This is a genomic window from Acinetobacter sp. P37, assembly GCF_057480965.1.
This window is the reverse complement of sequence record NZ_JBLIYY010000015.1, coordinates 25,458-41,476: the sequence shown is the minus strand read 5'-3', so window position 1 is coordinate 41,476 and position 16,019 is coordinate 25,458. Positions and strand designations below refer to the sequence as shown.

At 39.5% G+C, this 16,019-nt stretch carries 13 protein-coding genes; 7 read left to right on the top strand and 6 right to left on the bottom strand.

Translation table 11 applies throughout. The features are described from left to right. Window positions 1-17: 17 nt before the first annotated feature. The gene (locus AC25JC_RS13345) at window positions 18-1,331 is read right to left on the bottom strand and encodes a D-alanyl-D-alanine carboxypeptidase PBP6B (RefSeq protein ID WP_486924224.1); all 1,314 of its coding nucleotides are present in this window, start codon (window positions 1,329-1,331) and stop codon (window positions 18-20) included. 180 nt (window positions 1,332-1,511) lie between these two features. Between AC25JC_RS13345 and AC25JC_RS13340 the strand changes: the two genes are divergently transcribed. After that, window positions 1,512-3,215 (top strand): M61 family metallopeptidase, encoded by a 1,704-nt coding sequence (locus AC25JC_RS13340; protein ID WP_486924223.1) that lies wholly within the window; start codon window positions 1,512-1,514, stop codon window positions 3,213-3,215. Between the two features lie 62 nt (window positions 3,216-3,277). After that, window positions 3,278-4,024 (top strand): hypothetical protein, encoded by a 747-nt coding sequence (locus tag AC25JC_RS13335; RefSeq protein ID WP_486924222.1) that lies wholly within the window; start codon window positions 3,278-3,280, stop codon window positions 4,022-4,024. A gap of 32 nt (window positions 4,025-4,056) precedes the next feature. On the opposite strand, the gene AC25JC_RS13330 is transcribed toward AC25JC_RS13335, so the two are convergent. Then, window positions 4,057-4,845, bottom strand: coding sequence for an rRNA large subunit pseudouridine synthase E (locus AC25JC_RS13330; protein ID WP_486924221.1), 789 nt, complete (start codon window positions 4,843-4,845; stop codon window positions 4,057-4,059). A 189-nt stretch (window positions 4,846-5,034) separates the two neighbouring features. On the opposite strand from AC25JC_RS13330, the gene icd reads away from it, so the two are divergent. Next, window positions 5,035-6,288: an NADP-dependent isocitrate dehydrogenase gene (icd, locus tag AC25JC_RS13325; protein ID WP_180004095.1), complete on the top strand. Its 1,254-nt coding sequence runs from the start codon at window positions 5,035-5,037 to the stop codon at window positions 6,286-6,288. Between the two features lie 419 nt (window positions 6,289-6,707). Continuing rightward, on the top strand, window positions 6,708-6,857 hold the full coding sequence (locus AC25JC_RS13320) for a hypothetical protein (RefSeq protein WP_486924220.1): 150 nt from the start codon (window positions 6,708-6,710) through the stop codon (window positions 6,855-6,857). Between the two features lie 317 nt (window positions 6,858-7,174). Here the strand turns inward: AC25JC_RS13320 and AC25JC_RS13315 are convergent, their stop codons facing one another. Next, on the bottom strand, window positions 7,175-8,350 hold the full coding sequence (locus AC25JC_RS13315; protein WP_486924219.1) for a YbfB/YjiJ family MFS transporter: 1,176 nt from the start codon (window positions 8,348-8,350) through the stop codon (window positions 7,175-7,177). Window positions 8,351-8,582: 232 nt separating this feature from the next. Beyond that, the gene (locus AC25JC_RS13310; RefSeq protein ID WP_078189059.1) at window positions 8,583-10,013 is read right to left on the bottom strand and encodes a pyridoxal phosphate-dependent aminotransferase; all 1,431 of its coding nucleotides are present in this window, start codon (window positions 10,011-10,013) and stop codon (window positions 8,583-8,585) included. 228 nt (window positions 10,014-10,241) lie between these two features. On the opposite strand from AC25JC_RS13310, the gene msrB reads away from it, so the two are divergent. From msrB to AC25JC_RS13295, 3 genes are all read left to right on the top strand, one after another. Next, the gene (gene msrB, locus AC25JC_RS13305) at window positions 10,242-10,661 is read left to right on the top strand and encodes a peptide-methionine (R)-S-oxide reductase MsrB (protein WP_249748803.1); all 420 of its coding nucleotides are present in this window, start codon (window positions 10,242-10,244) and stop codon (window positions 10,659-10,661) included. Then, entirely contained in the window at window positions 10,658-11,146 is a 489-nt protein-coding gene (locus AC25JC_RS13300) for a glutathione peroxidase (RefSeq protein ID WP_078194370.1), read from the top strand. The genes msrB and AC25JC_RS13300 overlap by 4 nt, the downstream gene beginning before the upstream one ends. Window positions 11,147-11,353: 207 nt before the next feature. Further along, window positions 11,354-11,770, top strand: a complete 417-nt coding sequence (locus tag AC25JC_RS13295; protein ID WP_486924218.1) for an energy transducer TonB family protein — start codon at window positions 11,354-11,356, stop codon at window positions 11,768-11,770. A gap of 365 nt (window positions 11,771-12,135) precedes the next feature. On the opposite strand, the gene dapC is transcribed toward AC25JC_RS13295, so the two are convergent. Next, window positions 12,136-13,305: a succinyldiaminopimelate transaminase gene (gene dapC, locus AC25JC_RS13290; RefSeq protein WP_486924217.1), complete on the bottom strand. Its 1,170-nt coding sequence runs from the start codon at window positions 13,303-13,305 to the stop codon at window positions 12,136-12,138. A gap of 24 nt (window positions 13,306-13,329) precedes the next feature. Next, on the bottom strand, window positions 13,330-15,996 hold the full coding sequence (gene glnD, locus AC25JC_RS13285) for a [protein-PII] uridylyltransferase (protein WP_486924216.1): 2,667 nt from the start codon (window positions 15,994-15,996) through the stop codon (window positions 13,330-13,332). Window positions 15,997-16,019 lie beyond the last annotated feature (23 nt).

Below are 16,019 nucleotides of genomic sequence, written 5' to 3'. Positions count from 1 at the left end.
CAAGTTACATAATCACATCATTGACCTAAAGGGTAGGTTTTAACTTCTGCTGAATCCGTATTAAAGATGCTAAAAAGACCTTTGATCCACATCATGAAACGCTCAAAAATATTGGCTTCTTCAATTTGCACGTCGTCTTCAATATCAAAGGTATTAATCAATTGGTTATTTTGATAAACCGTAACGGTGGCTAATTTCATCACTTCAGCTAAAGGCGCAGTGAGTTCTTTTTCATTTACTTCAACACTCAGTTTAGTCTGTGTTTCATGAAGTGGTTCAATGGCTTGAATTTGGCCATTGCCTGTATTTAAAAGAATACGTTGCTGTGTAGGGTCAAAAGCTTTTAAATCGATGGCATAAGCTTGACCATAAAGTGAAGTAGTAATCAGCTTAGGTTGTTGAGTTTCTACCTTAAACATTTTCAAGGTTGATTTAACCACAGGTAATTCTGCAATTAATTGCTTATCTTTGATTGCAACTTCATTACGTGTATAGGTATAAGCCAAGTTCATGAGGTTGTGTGCTACTTCTGCACGTTTTAATCCACTTTTTGCCCCTAATACCACAACAATCAAACGACGTTCTGGCGCGTCAGGATTCGCGATCAAACGGTTGGCTGTTAAAGCTAAATTATAACCTGCAGCTTTAGTAAAACCTGTTTTTAAGCCATCAACGGTGGGATCTTGTTTTAATAAGATATTGGTTGCACGGTGGAAGCGTTGGTTATAACTAAAACTTTGTTGTTTTGAATAATACAAATAGTCAGGTGTTTCAGTCACCAGTGCTTGCCCTAAACGTGCAAGGTCAGCCGCCGATGAATAATGTTCTGGCATGGTAATACCGGCTGGATTTTGAAAATTGGTATCATTCATGCCCAAAGCTTTAGCTTCTTTATTCATGCGTTCAATAAATTTTGGAATATCACCAGAAATACGTTCAGCTAAAGTCACTGCGGCATCATTGGCTGACATGACCACAAGACCTGCTAAAAGCTGATCAACTGAAATTTGTTCACCAGCTTTGAGATACATTTGTGATTCATCCCATTGAACCACTTGTACAACTGGGGTTGCGGTTAGGATTTCATTTTTCTTTAAATGACCTGCTTTAATTTCCTTTAAAGCAATATAAGCCACCATCATTTTGGTAAGTGAAGCAGGAGCACGCTGAACATGGCTATTATGTTCTGCAATTACCTGACCCGACTGAGGGTCTAAAATGGTCCAAGCTTCAGCTTCCACGGTTTCAGGGACAATATTTAAAAGGGCAGCATTTGCTATCGTGGAGCATAGAAAACTAAGCAGCGCGATGAGGTAGATCACGTGTTTCAATGAGGTTCCTTAACCAACCATTCCGTTGGTGGTAAAACGAAAAAATTTTTAGGCATGCTATGCCTTTTTTTTTCTGCTGACTAGTCATAATTGTAGACAATTGCGACAGTTCCGCATTCAGTTGTAAAAAATGTTAATCTAATTGATAAGTTATCTTTTACTAATTTTATATCGCCCATTATGTTGCATTATCAAATCGAATTTGACGATTATCGTCAGCATCTAGTCCATGTCACTGCACGTTTCTTGGCAAATCCAACACAGGTGCTTTCTTTACCAACTTGGATTCCCGGAAGTTACTTAATCCGAGAATTTTCGAAGCATATCGAAGCTGTTCGAGCTTATGATGAAGATGGGCGTTTGTTACAAATTGAGAAATTTGAAAAAAATAAATGGCGCTTATTCAATACAGATCATGAGTTGATCACGGTTGAATATGATGTATATGCCTTCGATTTGTCGGTCCGTGGTGCTTATGTTGATCAAAGCCGTTTATACGTCAATCCAGCTTGCGCATGTTTAGGTTTAGTTGACCAAGAACATACAGCCATTGAGGTTGAAGTTTTCTTGCCACCCGAGTTAAAGCATTTCCAACTTGCGACAGGATTAAAGTCAAAAAGTTTAGTGAAAGGTCGTTATACCTTATATGCAGATAACTATGCTCAGTTAATTGATGCACCGTTTGAACTGGCGGAACAAACCCGTTTTAGTTTTGAAGCTAACGGCATTCCACACGAATTTGTGGTTTCGGGCAAACATGCCATGAACGCGCAGCGTATGCAGCAAGACATCGAAAAAATTTGTTCGACAGAAATTTCCATGTTTGGTTCAGCACCATTTAAAGACTATACCTTTATGACCATGGCAACGGCGAATAGCTATGGTGGTTTGGAACATCCAAACAGTACGAGTTTAATTAGCCCGCGTGATGATTTACCAAAAGCCAATGAACCTGTAGAGCCTTCGGCAGATTATCAACGTTTTTTAGGTTTATGCAGCCATGAATATTTCCATTCATGGTTAGTAAAATTTATCCGTCCAGAAAACTTTGTGAATTATGATTTGAACAAAGAAGGCTACACTTCTTTGCTTTGGATATTTGAAGGTTTTACATCGTATTATGATGATTTGATTTTATTGCGCAGCGGCGTGATTAATCAGGATTCATATATCAAGCTTTTGAAAGCACAAATTGATCGCTATTTGCAAAATCCGGGTCGTGAAATTCAAACCGTTGCTGAGTCAAGCTTTGATGCGTGGGTGAAATTCTACCGTCAGGATGAAAACTCAAATAATGCAGGTACCAGTTACTATAATAAAGGCTGCCTCGTGGCGCTGTGTTTAGACCTTGGCTTACGCCTACGTGGTTCAAGTCTTGATGCCTTAATGCGTAAGCTATATGAAAATGCACAAAACGGCATTCAAGTGAATGAACGGACTATTTTCAATTTATGTAATGAATTAACAGGTGATGATTGGTTAGAACAAATCAATCATTTGATTAATACTACGGATGAATTGCCGTTAGACCAGTTGTTCCCAGAGTTTGGCTTAAGCTATACGCTAAAAAATGACAAATCATTGCCATTTGGTCTAAAACTGGCTGATAAGCCTGAAGGTGTGTTGGTTCAGTCTGCTCGTCGTGATGGTGCAGCGGCAAAAGCTGGTTTGTCTGCGAACGATGTGATTATTGCGATTGATGGTCTAAAAGCGACCGTTAAATTGGTAGAAAAATATGCCAAGCAAGACGGAGCTTATAACGTACTGGCATTCCGCCGCGATGAACTGATGAGCTTTGAAGTGAAAGCAGCAGGTTCAGAATTAACTGAAGTTGAACTTAAAGTGGAAGATCAAGCTAAAGCTGAGAAGTGGTTGAAAGCTTAATTTGATAAGTATTTAATTTTCATGTAAAACCCATACTTAGGTATGGGTTTTTTTATTAGAAAATGAATAGTAAAAATTTAATAATTGGAATTTCGATAACTATAGTTTGGTTCTTAGTTATAGGACTATTTTGCGTTCAAAACAATTTTGTATTTACCAATAGAGAGCTGAATTCACTAGGGGATTTTCTCGCAGGTATATTTGCTCCAGTTGCTTTTCTTTGGTTAATACTCGGGTATCTCCAGCAAGGTAAACAATTAGATCAAAATACCAAAGCTTTGGAACAGCAAGAAAAAGCATTGCAGTTGCAAATTGATGAGATGAAAAAAAATGTTGAGCAACAAAAAGAATTAGTGACTATTCAGAAAAATCAATTTGCTGAGCAGCAGAAGCTATTCGAGCCTCTATTTTTTATTTCTAATACAGAAGTTTTTAATGTATTAGGTCAAGATGTTGATAGGAATTCAGCGAATAGTCATCTATTAACTTCAAAACAAAATGTATTTGTCAAAGTTATTTTTAAATTAATTAATTTTGGAGAAGAAATCTTTGATCTTAGAATTAAAGAAAGTGGCAAGCAATTATTAGCAGTAAAAATTGACCGTGTAGAAAAAGGAGTGATTCAAGAAATAAATTTAGAATTAACGGATTTTCAAATAGATTTATTAAATCGTGAACAAGAATTATTGGTTGAATTTAATATAAATTTTACTTGTAAAAATGGAAAAAAATTAAGTAAGAAACTTAGATTGTTTGTTTATAAATGTAATGAATTAAAATTTGGTGCAGAATTTTTCCTAGAAAAATAAAGCCCACTTTCGTGAGCTTTAATTCTTAAATCTTAACGTCCGTTACGACCGCGGCCACGAGGGGCTTTAGTATTCGGACGAGTTGTGCCATTGGTACGGCGTTTTGGTTTTTCGCTCTCATCCATTTGCCAGATACGTTTTGTACCTGACTTTTTCACTGAGCCATCTTTATTCTTACGAACCATTGGCTTACCACCTGTACCGCCTGGTTTTTTCACATAAGAGCGCGAACGGTAAGGTTCTTCTGCAGGTACATTTTGAAAGTCAGGGTACAGTAAAGGCTCAATTTCTTTGGTTTCACCTGGTTTTAAACCCAATTGAACTAAATCGATGGCACCAATACGTGTACGAATTAAACGTAAAGTCGGGAAACCTACTGCTGAAGTCATACGACGAACTTGACGGTTACGGCCTTCGCAAATTTGGATTTCAACCCAAGAGGTTGGAATGTTTGCACGGAAACGTACAGGAGGATCACGATCCCATAACCATTCTGGCTGTTGCACTTTAATGGCTTTGGCTGGCAAAGTCATACCATCTTTCAGTTCAACGCCGTTACGTAATTGTTCAAGCGCTTCTTCTGTGATGTCGCCATCGACTTGCACTAAGTAGGTTTTGAACTTTTTATTTTCAGGATTGGTGATGTACTGATTTAAACCACCATGATCGGTTAAAAATACCAAACCTTCGGAGTCCATATCTAAACGACCTGCAATACGTAGACTAGGATCGTCCACGAAGTCAGATATGGTCATATGCGCTTCGTCTTTACGGAATTGGGAGAGCACGTCATATGGCTTGTTTAAGATGACGATTTTCATAGGAAATAACTTCTATTAAATACAATAATTCAAATTGGTTAAGATTTATTCAATAGGGAAATGCAGCTATTTCCCATCTAAATCTCAAAAAAGGTAGATTTGCTTTAGAGTATTATGCGTGAAGCGCAATTAAAAGTCTTATCAAACAGCAATTATTTTTTCACTCGCTTCTCAGGGAGGATCATAAAAATGGGTTATCAGAAGATCGTCGTTCCAGTGGATGGGACAAAAATTACAGTAAATTCAGACTTATCATTCAATGTTCCCAATAATCCAATTATTCCGTTTATTGAAGGTGATGGTATTGGTGTTGATATCACGCCCGTGATGAAAACCGTGGTGAATGCAGCAGTACAAAAAGCTTATGGTGGAAAACGTGCCATAGAATGGATGGAAGTCTATTGTGGTGAAAAAGCCAATAAAATTTATGGCACCTATATGCCCGAAGAAACCTTTGAGGCTTTACGTGAATTTGTGGTTTCAATTAAAGGGCCGTTAACGACGCCAGTCGGTGGTGGTATTCGTTCGCTAAATGTTGCACTACGTCAAGAATTAGACCTCTACGTCTGTGTGCGTCCTGTCCGTTGGTTTAAGGGCGTTCCTTCACCTGTTCAGCATCCTGAGCGTACAGATATGGTGATCTTCCGAGAAAACTCTGAAGATATATACGCTGGGATCGAATGGAAAGCAGATTCACCTGAAGCCAAGAAAATGATTAAGTTTCTCAAAGAGGAAATGGGTGTTACTAAGATTCGTTTTGAGGAAAATTGCGGTATCGGGATTAAGCCTGTATCTAAAGAAGGTTCTCAGCGTTTGGTTCGGAAAGCTATTCAATTCGCCATTGATAACGATAAGCCGAATGTCACCTTGGTGCATAAAGGTAATATCATGAAATATACCGAAGGAGCGTTTAAAGAGTGGGGCTATGAAGTCGCACTTGAGCGCTTTGGTGGTGAATTGCTAGATGGTGGTCCTTGGGTCAAAATAAAAAATCCGAAAACTGGCAAAGAGATCGTGATTAAAGATGCGATTGCAGACGCTTTTTTACAACAAATTCTCATGCGTCCGACCGATTATTCAGTGATTGCTACTCTAAATTTAAACGGTGATTATATTTCAGATGCTTTGGCGGCTGAAGTTGGCGGCATTGGTATTGCACCGGGTGCCAATATTGGTGGCGCGGTACAAGTTTATGAAGCGACACATGGCACTGCACCTAAATATGCGGGTCAAGACAAAGTAAACCCTGGGTCTATTATTCTGTCTGCAGAAATGATGCTGCGAAATATGGGCTGGACTGAAGCGGCAGATCTAATTATTAAAGGTATTGCGGGGGCGATTGAAGCCAAAACAGTGACCTATGATTTTGAACGACTCATGCAAGGTGCAAAACTCTTGCGTTGTTCGGAGTTTGGACAAGCCATCATTGAGCATATGGACTAACTTTATTTGCTAATCTAGGTGTAAAAAAGCTAGATGCATAAAAGGCTAGGTAAAAAGGATTGAATCATTCAGTCCTTTTTTTAGGACTAAACATTAAAAACACAGAATCATAGCTTCTCAATACCATTCAAAAAACAGCAATCAAAAGGTGACTTCACGCAATCAATCAGATGGTCTGGCATGCTTGTCATGTTACCAAAAGTTTAAAACCGCACTATTAGCGTGAACTTAGGTAATGCAAAAAAAAGAGGGGGATTGATTTCAAATTAATTATTCGCCAGTGATTTTACAATGACGTAATTCGAAACATTTATCGGCTTGGATCCTTAAAAATTAGCGGTACATTGGTTGTTGTCCTTTAGTAGAAGTACATCTAGTAGTAGTACATTGCGACACTTGTGATGAAAAGGAGAAATGAAATGTCTCGTAAACAGCATCAACAAAACCAACAAACTGATCAACAGCAGCAAACTGATCAGCAACAGCAACAGCAACAGCAACAGCAACAAGACCAAAAGAAACAGAAACAACAGCCACATCAACGAAATCAGCGTCAACAACATCATTAATAGGCTAAAGACTTTGTAAGTCAAAGTTCATTTGGTCAAACGATTTTCTAATTGAACGAAATTTAAGTTTTATACGTAGACGAGAAGGAGATGAATTTGTCTAAGAAAACCAAATCACTTAAAAAGGGAATTAAAGCGAGGTTGAACAAAATTTCAAAGCATAATTCTGCTCTGAAAAAATTAAAGAAAAAGCTGAAAAAAGCTTAGCCCATTCACCATTTATCAAAATGAAAAGACCTATTTATATAGGTCTTTTCTTTGTATGCATGACTTTTGTATGTGTGAATGATGATGCAGTTGAATGTCTTGTGATCTACCTAGGCGGTATTTTTGCTCAATTTTGCTGTGCGAGTGAACCAAAAGAGTTGCATTGTTCCAATGCCGAGTACGCATGCGGCTAAAATAAATTGCTGTGAATAATCAATACCAATTCGCTGTAAAAAGCTAAAGCTTAAACCGCCAATCAATTGAATAGATGCAAAGCACAGGGTTGCAATACTCCAGAGCTTTTTATAGGCGCTGCCATAGATTTGCAGAATGGTATAAGAGGTGAGAAAAACCACTGCCGGATTGAGCAAACCTGTAGCAAAAGAAGAAACAAAAGTAAAAAGTGGATGGATATTAATAATCGCTATAAAAATCGCCAAGACATAGTTGCTATATAAAATTTTAAGAGCACTAATATTTCCCAGTTTTTGTGCTAGGCAGTAAGCAGCAAATGCCCCTAAAGCACTCCCTAGACCATATAAAATCCAATTGAAATTGATCCCGATCGGGCTCAGGTGTAGGGTGTGAGTTAAATAGTCAATCCAAAATAATGAATGGGGCACGTAAGCAAAAGCACTGGTGCTATACACAATTAAGAGACAATAGAAAATTCCATCGACTTTATGTTCTACTGCTGGAATCGCGGTGAGTGTTGTGAGCTGTGATTTAAAACTCTTCAAAAGCACGCTGATTAAAATACAAATCAGGGCTGAAAAAGAAAACAAAATCAACCAAGCCCACATTGTCGAAATATCTTGGATGTAAGGCAAAAATAGCGTTGCCATTAACACCCCTAAGCCAATACCACTGAAACCAATAAAGTTGATTTTAAAGCGGTCTTGAAGCTGTGAACATTGGGCCACGACACTTGGGGAGAGGATCATTAGTAAGCCGCCGCTGATCCCTGAAATAACGCGCCAAGTGCTATACCAAAGTTCTGAAAAACCTGAAAATGCACAACTGAGTAAACTGAGTGTCCCTGCAATAGCCGCGAGTTGGATGTAGCTCACCATGCTTTTATTTTGGGGTAATTTCATGGCCCAAAATGCACCGATCAAGTAGCCGAGCAAATTGGCACTGCCTAAGATGCTGGCAAAACTTGGGCTCCAACCAAATGCTTCACGGGTTGAAGGGAGTAGTGCGGTATAGGAAAAACGTAAGATCCCGATGCCAAGGCACATACTTAGACAGAGAAATAAGCTCAGTTTAATTTTGTTTGAGAACATCCTGTACTCATGTATTTTTATGATTGGTTAAAAAATAACATGAATAGGCTATAGAAAAATCAACAGATCTTAAAGTTTTGACTAAGGTCTAAGCTAAAAATTAATTCTTAAAAACTTAACTATTCAAAAAAGATAGCTGTGGTGTGCGTACAGTAAGAAATTAAATTTAAAGATACAGTAATAAAAAAACCGTACATGGCGTACGGTTTTTTATTTTTAAAGCACTTATGAATTAACGCATTTTCGCCAAGAAACGACCTAAACGAGTGAGTGCTTCACGTAGTTCATTTTCAGCAGGTAAGAACACCACACGGAAATGATCAGGTGTTGGCCAGTTAAAACCCGTACCTTGAACCAACAGTACTTTTTCAGCACGGAGGAAATCTAGCATGAATTTCTCATCGTCTTGAATTGGGTAAATTTCTGGATCTAGTTTAGGGAAGCAGTACATAGCACCCTCTGGTTTCACACAAGACACACCCGGAATATCATTCAACATTTCCCAAGCAATGTTGCGTTGTTCATATAAACGACCGCCCGGACGGATGAGATCATTAATCGATTGATAACCGCCCAAGGCTGTTTGGATCGCATATTGCGCTTGGTGGTTGGCACACAGACGCATCGACGCCAACATGTCTAAACCTTCAATATAGTCTAGTGCACGTGATTTATCGCCTGTAATTGCCATCCAGCCTGAACGGTAACCGGCAATTCGATACGCTTTAGATAAGCCATTGAAAGAAATACACAGCTGATCGCCCGCCAATGAAGCAACAGAGACGTGCTCAATACCGTCATAAACGATCTTGTCGTAAATTTCATCAGCAAATAAAATTAAGTCGTATTTCTTCGCAAGAGCTACAATTTGCTCAAGCACATGACGTGGGTAAACCGCACCTGTTGGGTTGTTCGGGTTAATCACCACGATACCGCGGGTATTCGGGGTGATTTTACTTTCCATGTCGGCAATATCTGGATACCAGAAATTTTCTTCATCACATTTATAGTGAATAGCTGTACCGCCAGAAAGGTTAACTGCTGCTGTCCAAAGCGGATAATCTGGCATAGGCACTAGCATTTCGTCGCCATCGTCGAGTAAGCCTTGCATTGCCATCACGATCAGTTCAGATACGCCATTTCCGACATACACGTCATTGACGTGCATGTTTAAGATGCCTTTTTGTTGATAATACTGACAAATCGCTTTACGCGCAGGGAAGATGCCTTTTGAGTCGGTATAACCAATTGCATTAGGCAGGTTGAGTGCCACGTCGTTAATAATTTCTTGAGGTGCTTCAAAACCAAAAGGAGCAGGGTTACCAATATTTAATTTAATAATTTTATGGCCAGCCTCTTCCATCTCATTGGCCGCTCGTAACACAGGTCCGCGAATGTCGTAGCAAACATGCTCGAGCTTAGACGATTTCTTAATTTCGCGGGGGGTGTTAAACGTATTCGGCATTTTTATATTCTCGGAAAGAGTGGAGGTCACTTTTGCATAACGGTATAAATAGCTTTTAAATGTCTCGGTCGTTACTAAATCGAGATGATGTTCGTCTCTGAGTAAAGCAACTATTTTTTCATGCGTAAACCCTGCCTGTTGATATTGTTTGATCACGGGCAGCAGATTTTTAAAAATTACGCTCTTTTTCTGCGACATTTTTTAATCCTGAGCAAGAGTAGCGCTAAGATTATCACTAAAAGTGCTCACAAAAAAGCATTTAATTTTGTATTTTGCTCACCACGATTTTATATTTGCTTACTTTTTGCTTTTTGGGTCATTATATAGATTTTGTAAATTGTTGAATAAAGACTAGAAATTTAAGATTGAATGACGTAAATATAGGATTATCCTATTTTAAATACCACGATATAAAGGGACGTCATCATGGGAAAACTCAATAAAACAGAAAGAGAATGGCAAAGAGAATTGTCGCCAGAAGAGTTTCGCATAACGCGTCAGAAAGGCACGGAGCAAGCTTTCACTGGAAAATATTGGAATACGAAACAAGCTGGCACGTATGTATGTCGTTGTTGCGGGGAACCGCTTTTTTCTTCTGAAACAAAATATGATAGCGGTTGTGGTTGGCCAAGCTTTTATAAGCCGATTGAACCTGCTGCGGTAGAAGAAAATGTAGATACGACACACGGTATGGTCAGAACAGAAATTGTTTGTCATCATTGTGACGCACATTTAGGTCATGTTTTTAATGATGGCCCACAGCCGACTGGATTACGTTATTGTATTAATTCGGCATCCTTAGAATTAGAAACAAAACAAAAAAATGATGAGGAAACTTATCCATGACCACCATTCACCAGTTTGAAGCAGAATTACTGGACGGAAGTAATAAATCCTTTGCAGATTATGAAGGCAAGGTTTTATTAATTGTAAATACCGCTAGTAAATGTGGGTTTACTCCTCAATTTGCTGGTTTGGAGAAAATTTACGAACAATATAAAGATCAAGGTTTTGAGGTTTTAGGTTTTCCATGCAACCAATTTGGCGGACAAGATCCGGGTTCAAATGATCAAATTGGCGCATTTTGTCAAAAAAACTATGGCGTATCTTTTCCAATGTTTGCCAAAGTGAATGTAAAAGGCCCAGAAGCGCATGTGATTTTCCGTTATTTAACCAATAACTCGAAAGGCGTATTGGGAAATGGCATTAAGTGGAATTTTACGAAGTTTTTAATTGGAAAAAATGGTCAGGTCTTAAACCGCTATGCACCCACGACCAAGCCTGAAACATTGAATGAAGATATTGAAAAAGCTTTGGCTCAGTCAAAATGAAGTGAATCATTGGCCGAACTGAGGTTGATATAAAGGCGCGGAAGCGTCTTTATTTTTTTTGGATGTTTTATACTGAAGTGTCTTTATTTGAAGGTCATAACATTGTTTAAGCAGATGGTTAAACGTCGAATTTGTGTTTTAACGTTTTTTTTACTCGTATATTTGAGTAAAGCATGGGCGGATAATAATCTGACTATATCTGAGTCTGTGGACACTTCTGTTGTAGTAAGCAATCTAGACCGTACGACAGATGCTCGTATTAACGCATTATTGCAATTATTAAAAACACCTATAGAAGAATACCAACCTACGCGTGTTGCCGATGTAATTGATCCACATGTAAAACCGAAAATGTATGAAGTCTCTTGGGTTAATGCACCGAAATATGTGCTGTCTGCGTCTGAGATAAAAACATATAAGCAACCTGTCAAACTACAGCTCACTGTGATTGCTGCAACAGGCTATATTGGTAGCTCAAAACTCATTGCAAGTTCGGGCTCTAAAAACTTTGATCAAAAAGTACAAAAATCCTTATTAGTTGCACGACTTGAACCTATTCCGATGGTCGATAAAAATCTCAGTTATACTGTTGAACATGAATTTACTGTTCATCCACCTCAATAAGCGCTAGCAAGAGGCAAGTCTTAAGTTCCATAAACGATCTGTTATTACTGGTGGATCTAATGAATAATGAAAGATATTACTTTGCAAGTAACTAAAACCTTTCGGATGTCTGTTTATCTATTCGCTTTACAACAACCCGTTATGACCATATTTATTTTTCATACAGCGTTAAACACTGAGCGAACCTCGAACATTTAAATTGGGTGGTACATTTGATTTCTAATGGTTTTCAATGATTTCTCAATGATTGTTTATAAGTAATTATTGCTAGATGATTAGCTCTGAACGAATGTTAAGAAATGACTCAAATAAAAATGCCCCAAATCTGGGGCATTTTTTGTTTTAGGCAAAACACTTTAAATCAATTAAAGTACTGCTTTTAAGCGACGAATCACTTCTTCACATTGGGTAATATCTGCAACCAGAGCTAAGCGGACATGATTTTCACCCGGATTACCTTGTGCTGTATCACGTGATAAATAACGGCCTGGAAGCACTTTAACGTGTGCTTTTTCCATCAGCATTTTGGCAAAAGTTTCATCATTATCCACTTTTAACCAGTAGTAGAACCCTGCATCAGGTTTTTGTAATGGTAGTAGGTGACCCAGTTCGCGTTGGAATAATTCAAATTTTGCACGGTACTGTACGCGGTTTTCTTCGACGTGTGCTTCGTCATCCCAAGCTGCAATTGAAGCCAACTGGTGTTGAACAGGCATCGCAGCGCCATGATAAGTACGGTATTGTAAATAAGGTTTTAAAAGCGCAGCATCACCTGCCACAAAGCCAGAGCGCATACCCGGTAGGTTAGAACGTTTAGACAGTGAGTGGAATACCACGCAGTTTTTATAGTCATCACGGCCCATTTCAGCACAGACTTCAAGCAGACCAATAGGTGCTTCATCAAACCAAAGCTCTGAGTAGCATTCATCCGACGCAATCACAAAATTATATTGGTCAGACAGTGCAATCAGTTTTTTAAACTGTTCTTTAGAAAGTACCGCACCTGTAGGATTACCCGGTGTGCAGACAAACAGTAAAGCGGTTTTTTCCCAAACTTCAGCTGGCACAGCGTCAAAGTCGCCAAGGTAGTTATTTTCTTCTGTACAGTTGATGAAGTAAGGTTCTGCACCCGCAAGTAAAGTTGCGCCTTCATAGATTTGGTAAAACGGATTTGGCATCACCACATAAGGGGTGTCTTCACGTTTAACCAAAGCTTGTACAAACGAGAAGATCGCTTCACGCGTACCTGACACCGGCAGTACGTTGGTCTCTGCACTGATGCTATTCAGTTTAAAGCGACGGGTTAACCAGTTTGCAATACTTGTGCGAAGCTCAGGTAAACCCTTGCTGTTTGGGTAAGTGGATAAGTGCTGAAAATTATCAATAATGGCCTGTTTCACAAACTCCGGTGCAGGATGCTTTGGTTCACCAATCGATAGGGGAATCAAAGGCAAATCTGCGGGTTTCACATCCTGAAATAGCTTATTTAGCTTTTCAAATGGATAAGGGTGCAATAATGACAAACTGGAGTTCATGGAATGGATACCGATCAATTTAAGTTAATGATGACTACAAACCTGATTCGAAGCTTCATCAAGTGCTGACTTTAACTGTGCAGCAAACGTTTCCGCTTCTGAATCACTCATAGGTGAGCCATCTTTTTTAGTGACATAGAAAATATCTTCAGCACGTTCACCGAGCGTCGCAATTTTCGCAGAGTGAATATCTAGGCCTTGCATCATAAATAAACCACCGACTTTAGCAAGTAAGCCCGGATGGTCAAGTGTCGCAATTTCAACCATATTTTGTTGAAGCGCTTCATTAAAAGAAATACTCACGGTATTTTCAATATCAAAATGACGCAGTTGACGTGGAATGCGACGTTGCATCAGGCCTGGGTACTTGTCTGATTGGCTCAAGGCTTTTTTAAGCGCTTCAATAACGGTTTGCTCACGCTCTGGATCTGTTAATAAGGTGCCAAAACGGTCAAGTACAACATAGGTGTCCAAACTAAATGCAGTGGATGCAGTAATAATCCGAGCATCCTGAACGTCTAAGTTCATTCTGTCCAAAATTGCCACTGTTGTTGCAAACAAGTTAGGTTGATCTTGAGTGTAAATAAAGATCTGTACTGCATCTTGTGCAAATTTACGATGTGCTCGCATCATCACCAAAGGTTCTGCATTATTGCCATGTTTTAAAATTGCGCGCGTATGCCATGCGATTTCATCGGCAGATTCTTTTAGGAAATATTCATCACCGAGTTCTTGCCAAACAGTTTCTACATCGTAGAGCGAAAAATCGTTGACTAATAGTTCACTGGCCGAAAATTTAGTGTCTTCGATCAGCATTGGATAATCTACAGGACGACCCAATCCAGAACGAATCACATCACGCGCTTGTGTATACAGTTGGCGCATGAGGGATGCACGCCATGTATTCCAAAGCGTAGGATTAGTTGCATTGATATCAGCAACTGTCAAGGTATAGAGATAGTCGAGATGCTCCATATCGCCCATTTTCTCAGCAAATTCTTTCACCACATCTGGATCGGAGATGTCTTTCTTCTGAGAAGTGACGGACATTAGGAGATGGTTTTGAATCAACCATGCGACAAGGTTGCATTCACGTTCAGTAAACCCATGGGTACGACAGAATTCAATCGCATCTGCTGCACCAAGTTCACTGTGGTCACCGCCGCGACCCTTGGCGATATCATGGAAAATTGCCGCTAAATATACGATGTCACGGCGCGCCAGTCGTTGGAATACAGAGCTAACGACAGGGAAGTCCTTAGCAAATTCAGGCTCTTTAAAACGGTTTAAATTACGCAGTAATAATAGGGTATGGGCATCGACAGTATAAATATGGAACAAGTCGTATTGCATGAGTCCCATGATTTGCCCAAAGGCAGGAATATAGTTGCCGAGCACACCATACCGTTTCATCGCCACCATGGTGTCATATAAACGGTAGGGTGAGCGAATGATCGCCATAAATAAGGCTTGATGTGCAGGATTGTCACGGAAGTTTTGATCAATACGTTTTGCCGCAAGAGACAATAGACGTAAAGTTCGGGCACGAATCCCTTCAATTTCTGGACGATTCGCCAAGAGGTAGAAAATTTCTAAAATAGCACTTGGATTTTCAGAGAAAATTTTATGATGCTGCACAGCCAATTTACCATCAACTAATTTGAAATTGGCATTGATCTCTTCAATCTTACGTTCATAGTCAGGTAAGCGTGGCGTAATGACAGATTCATTAAAATAAGCCAAGAGCATTTCATTTAACGTCGTCACTTGCTGAGCGCTACGATAGTAACGTTTCATGAACTGTTCGATTGGATAATTCGGTGATTTACCTTCTTCGCGCTGATAGCCAAATTTAGCAGCAATGTCACGTTGATAATCAAACAATAATCGGTTTTCGTCGCGCTTGGTTAAGCGATGTAAATGATGGCGGATTTCCCAAAGAAAGCTTTCTGTTTCTTCAAGAACACCCAGTTCAAACTCTGAAATAAAACCTAAATGTACAAGGTCATAGATGCGATTGACACGGAAATGACGCTTAGCAATCCATCCGATTTGGTTGATATCACGGATACCGCCGGGCGCATTTTTAATATCGGGTTCTAAGTTGCTTTCGGTATTGTTATGTTGAGCATAGCGTTTGGCTTGCTCTTGCATTTTGGCATCATAGAAGGTTTTATCCGTCCATGTCTGTGACACGATACGGCGTGGCCATTTGGCTAGGTGTTCATTGCCCACAATCAAACGTGCTTCGATCAGCGCTGTTGCCACGGTTAAATCATTGGTGGCTTGAGTAACACAATCGTTAATAGTACGTACACTGATGCCCGGCTTGAAATTACCAACATCCCAAAGTGTTGAAATAAAGCTAGAGATGAGTTTTTCTTGTTCTGGGCTGATTTCATCTTCAGACAAAATCATGATATCGACGTCGGAGTATGGCAGCATTTCACGGCGACCATAGCCACCGACAGCAAATAAACCGAGATCGGTTTGGTCGAGTTCAGCATGTGTCCATAAGAACTTTAAGGCTTCATCGATCAGGTTTGATCGAGCCAAAATCACATCACGAATCGACTGTCCATTTTCAAAGCATTCCTGTAGCTGATTTTCAACATCTGAGCGCCATTGGTTAATCGCCTGAATGTCGTGGTTACTTTTAATGTAATTCAGCAGAGGAAGCGTATTGATCATGAACAGTGGTCCGTTAAGGTGTT

Coding starts and splice junctions, on each gene's coding strand:
- glnD (WP_486924216.1), bottom strand. CDS start 15,996: ATGATCAATACGCTTCCTCTGCTGAATTACATTAAAAGTAACCACGAC.
- dapC (WP_486924217.1), bottom strand. CDS start 13,305: ATGAACTCCAGTTTGTCATTATTGCACCCTTATCCATTTGAAAAGCTA.
- AC25JC_RS13330 (WP_486924221.1), bottom strand. CDS start 4,845: ATGAAAATCGTCATCTTAAACAAGCCATATGACGTGCTCTCCCAATTC.
- AC25JC_RS13320 (WP_486924220.1), top strand. CDS start 6,708: ATGTCTCGTAAACAGCATCAACAAAACCAACAAACTGATCAACAGCAG.
- AC25JC_RS13340 (WP_486924223.1), top strand. CDS start 1,512: ATGTTGCATTATCAAATCGAATTTGACGATTATCGTCAGCATCTAGTC.
- AC25JC_RS13335 (WP_486924222.1), top strand. CDS start 3,278: ATGAATAGTAAAAATTTAATAATTGGAATTTCGATAACTATAGTTTGG.
- AC25JC_RS13310 (WP_078189059.1), bottom strand. CDS start 10,013: ATGTCGCAGAAAAAGAGCGTAATTTTTAAAAATCTGCTGCCCGTGATC.
- icd (WP_180004095.1), top strand. CDS start 5,035: ATGGGTTATCAGAAGATCGTCGTTCCAGTGGATGGGACAAAAATTACA.
- msrB (WP_249748803.1), top strand. CDS start 10,242: ATGGGAAAACTCAATAAAACAGAAAGAGAATGGCAAAGAGAATTGTCG.
- AC25JC_RS13300 (WP_078194370.1), top strand. CDS start 10,658: ATGACCACCATTCACCAGTTTGAAGCAGAATTACTGGACGGAAGTAAT.
- AC25JC_RS13315 (WP_486924219.1), bottom strand. CDS start 8,350: ATGTTCTCAAACAAAATTAAACTGAGCTTATTTCTCTGTCTAAGTATG.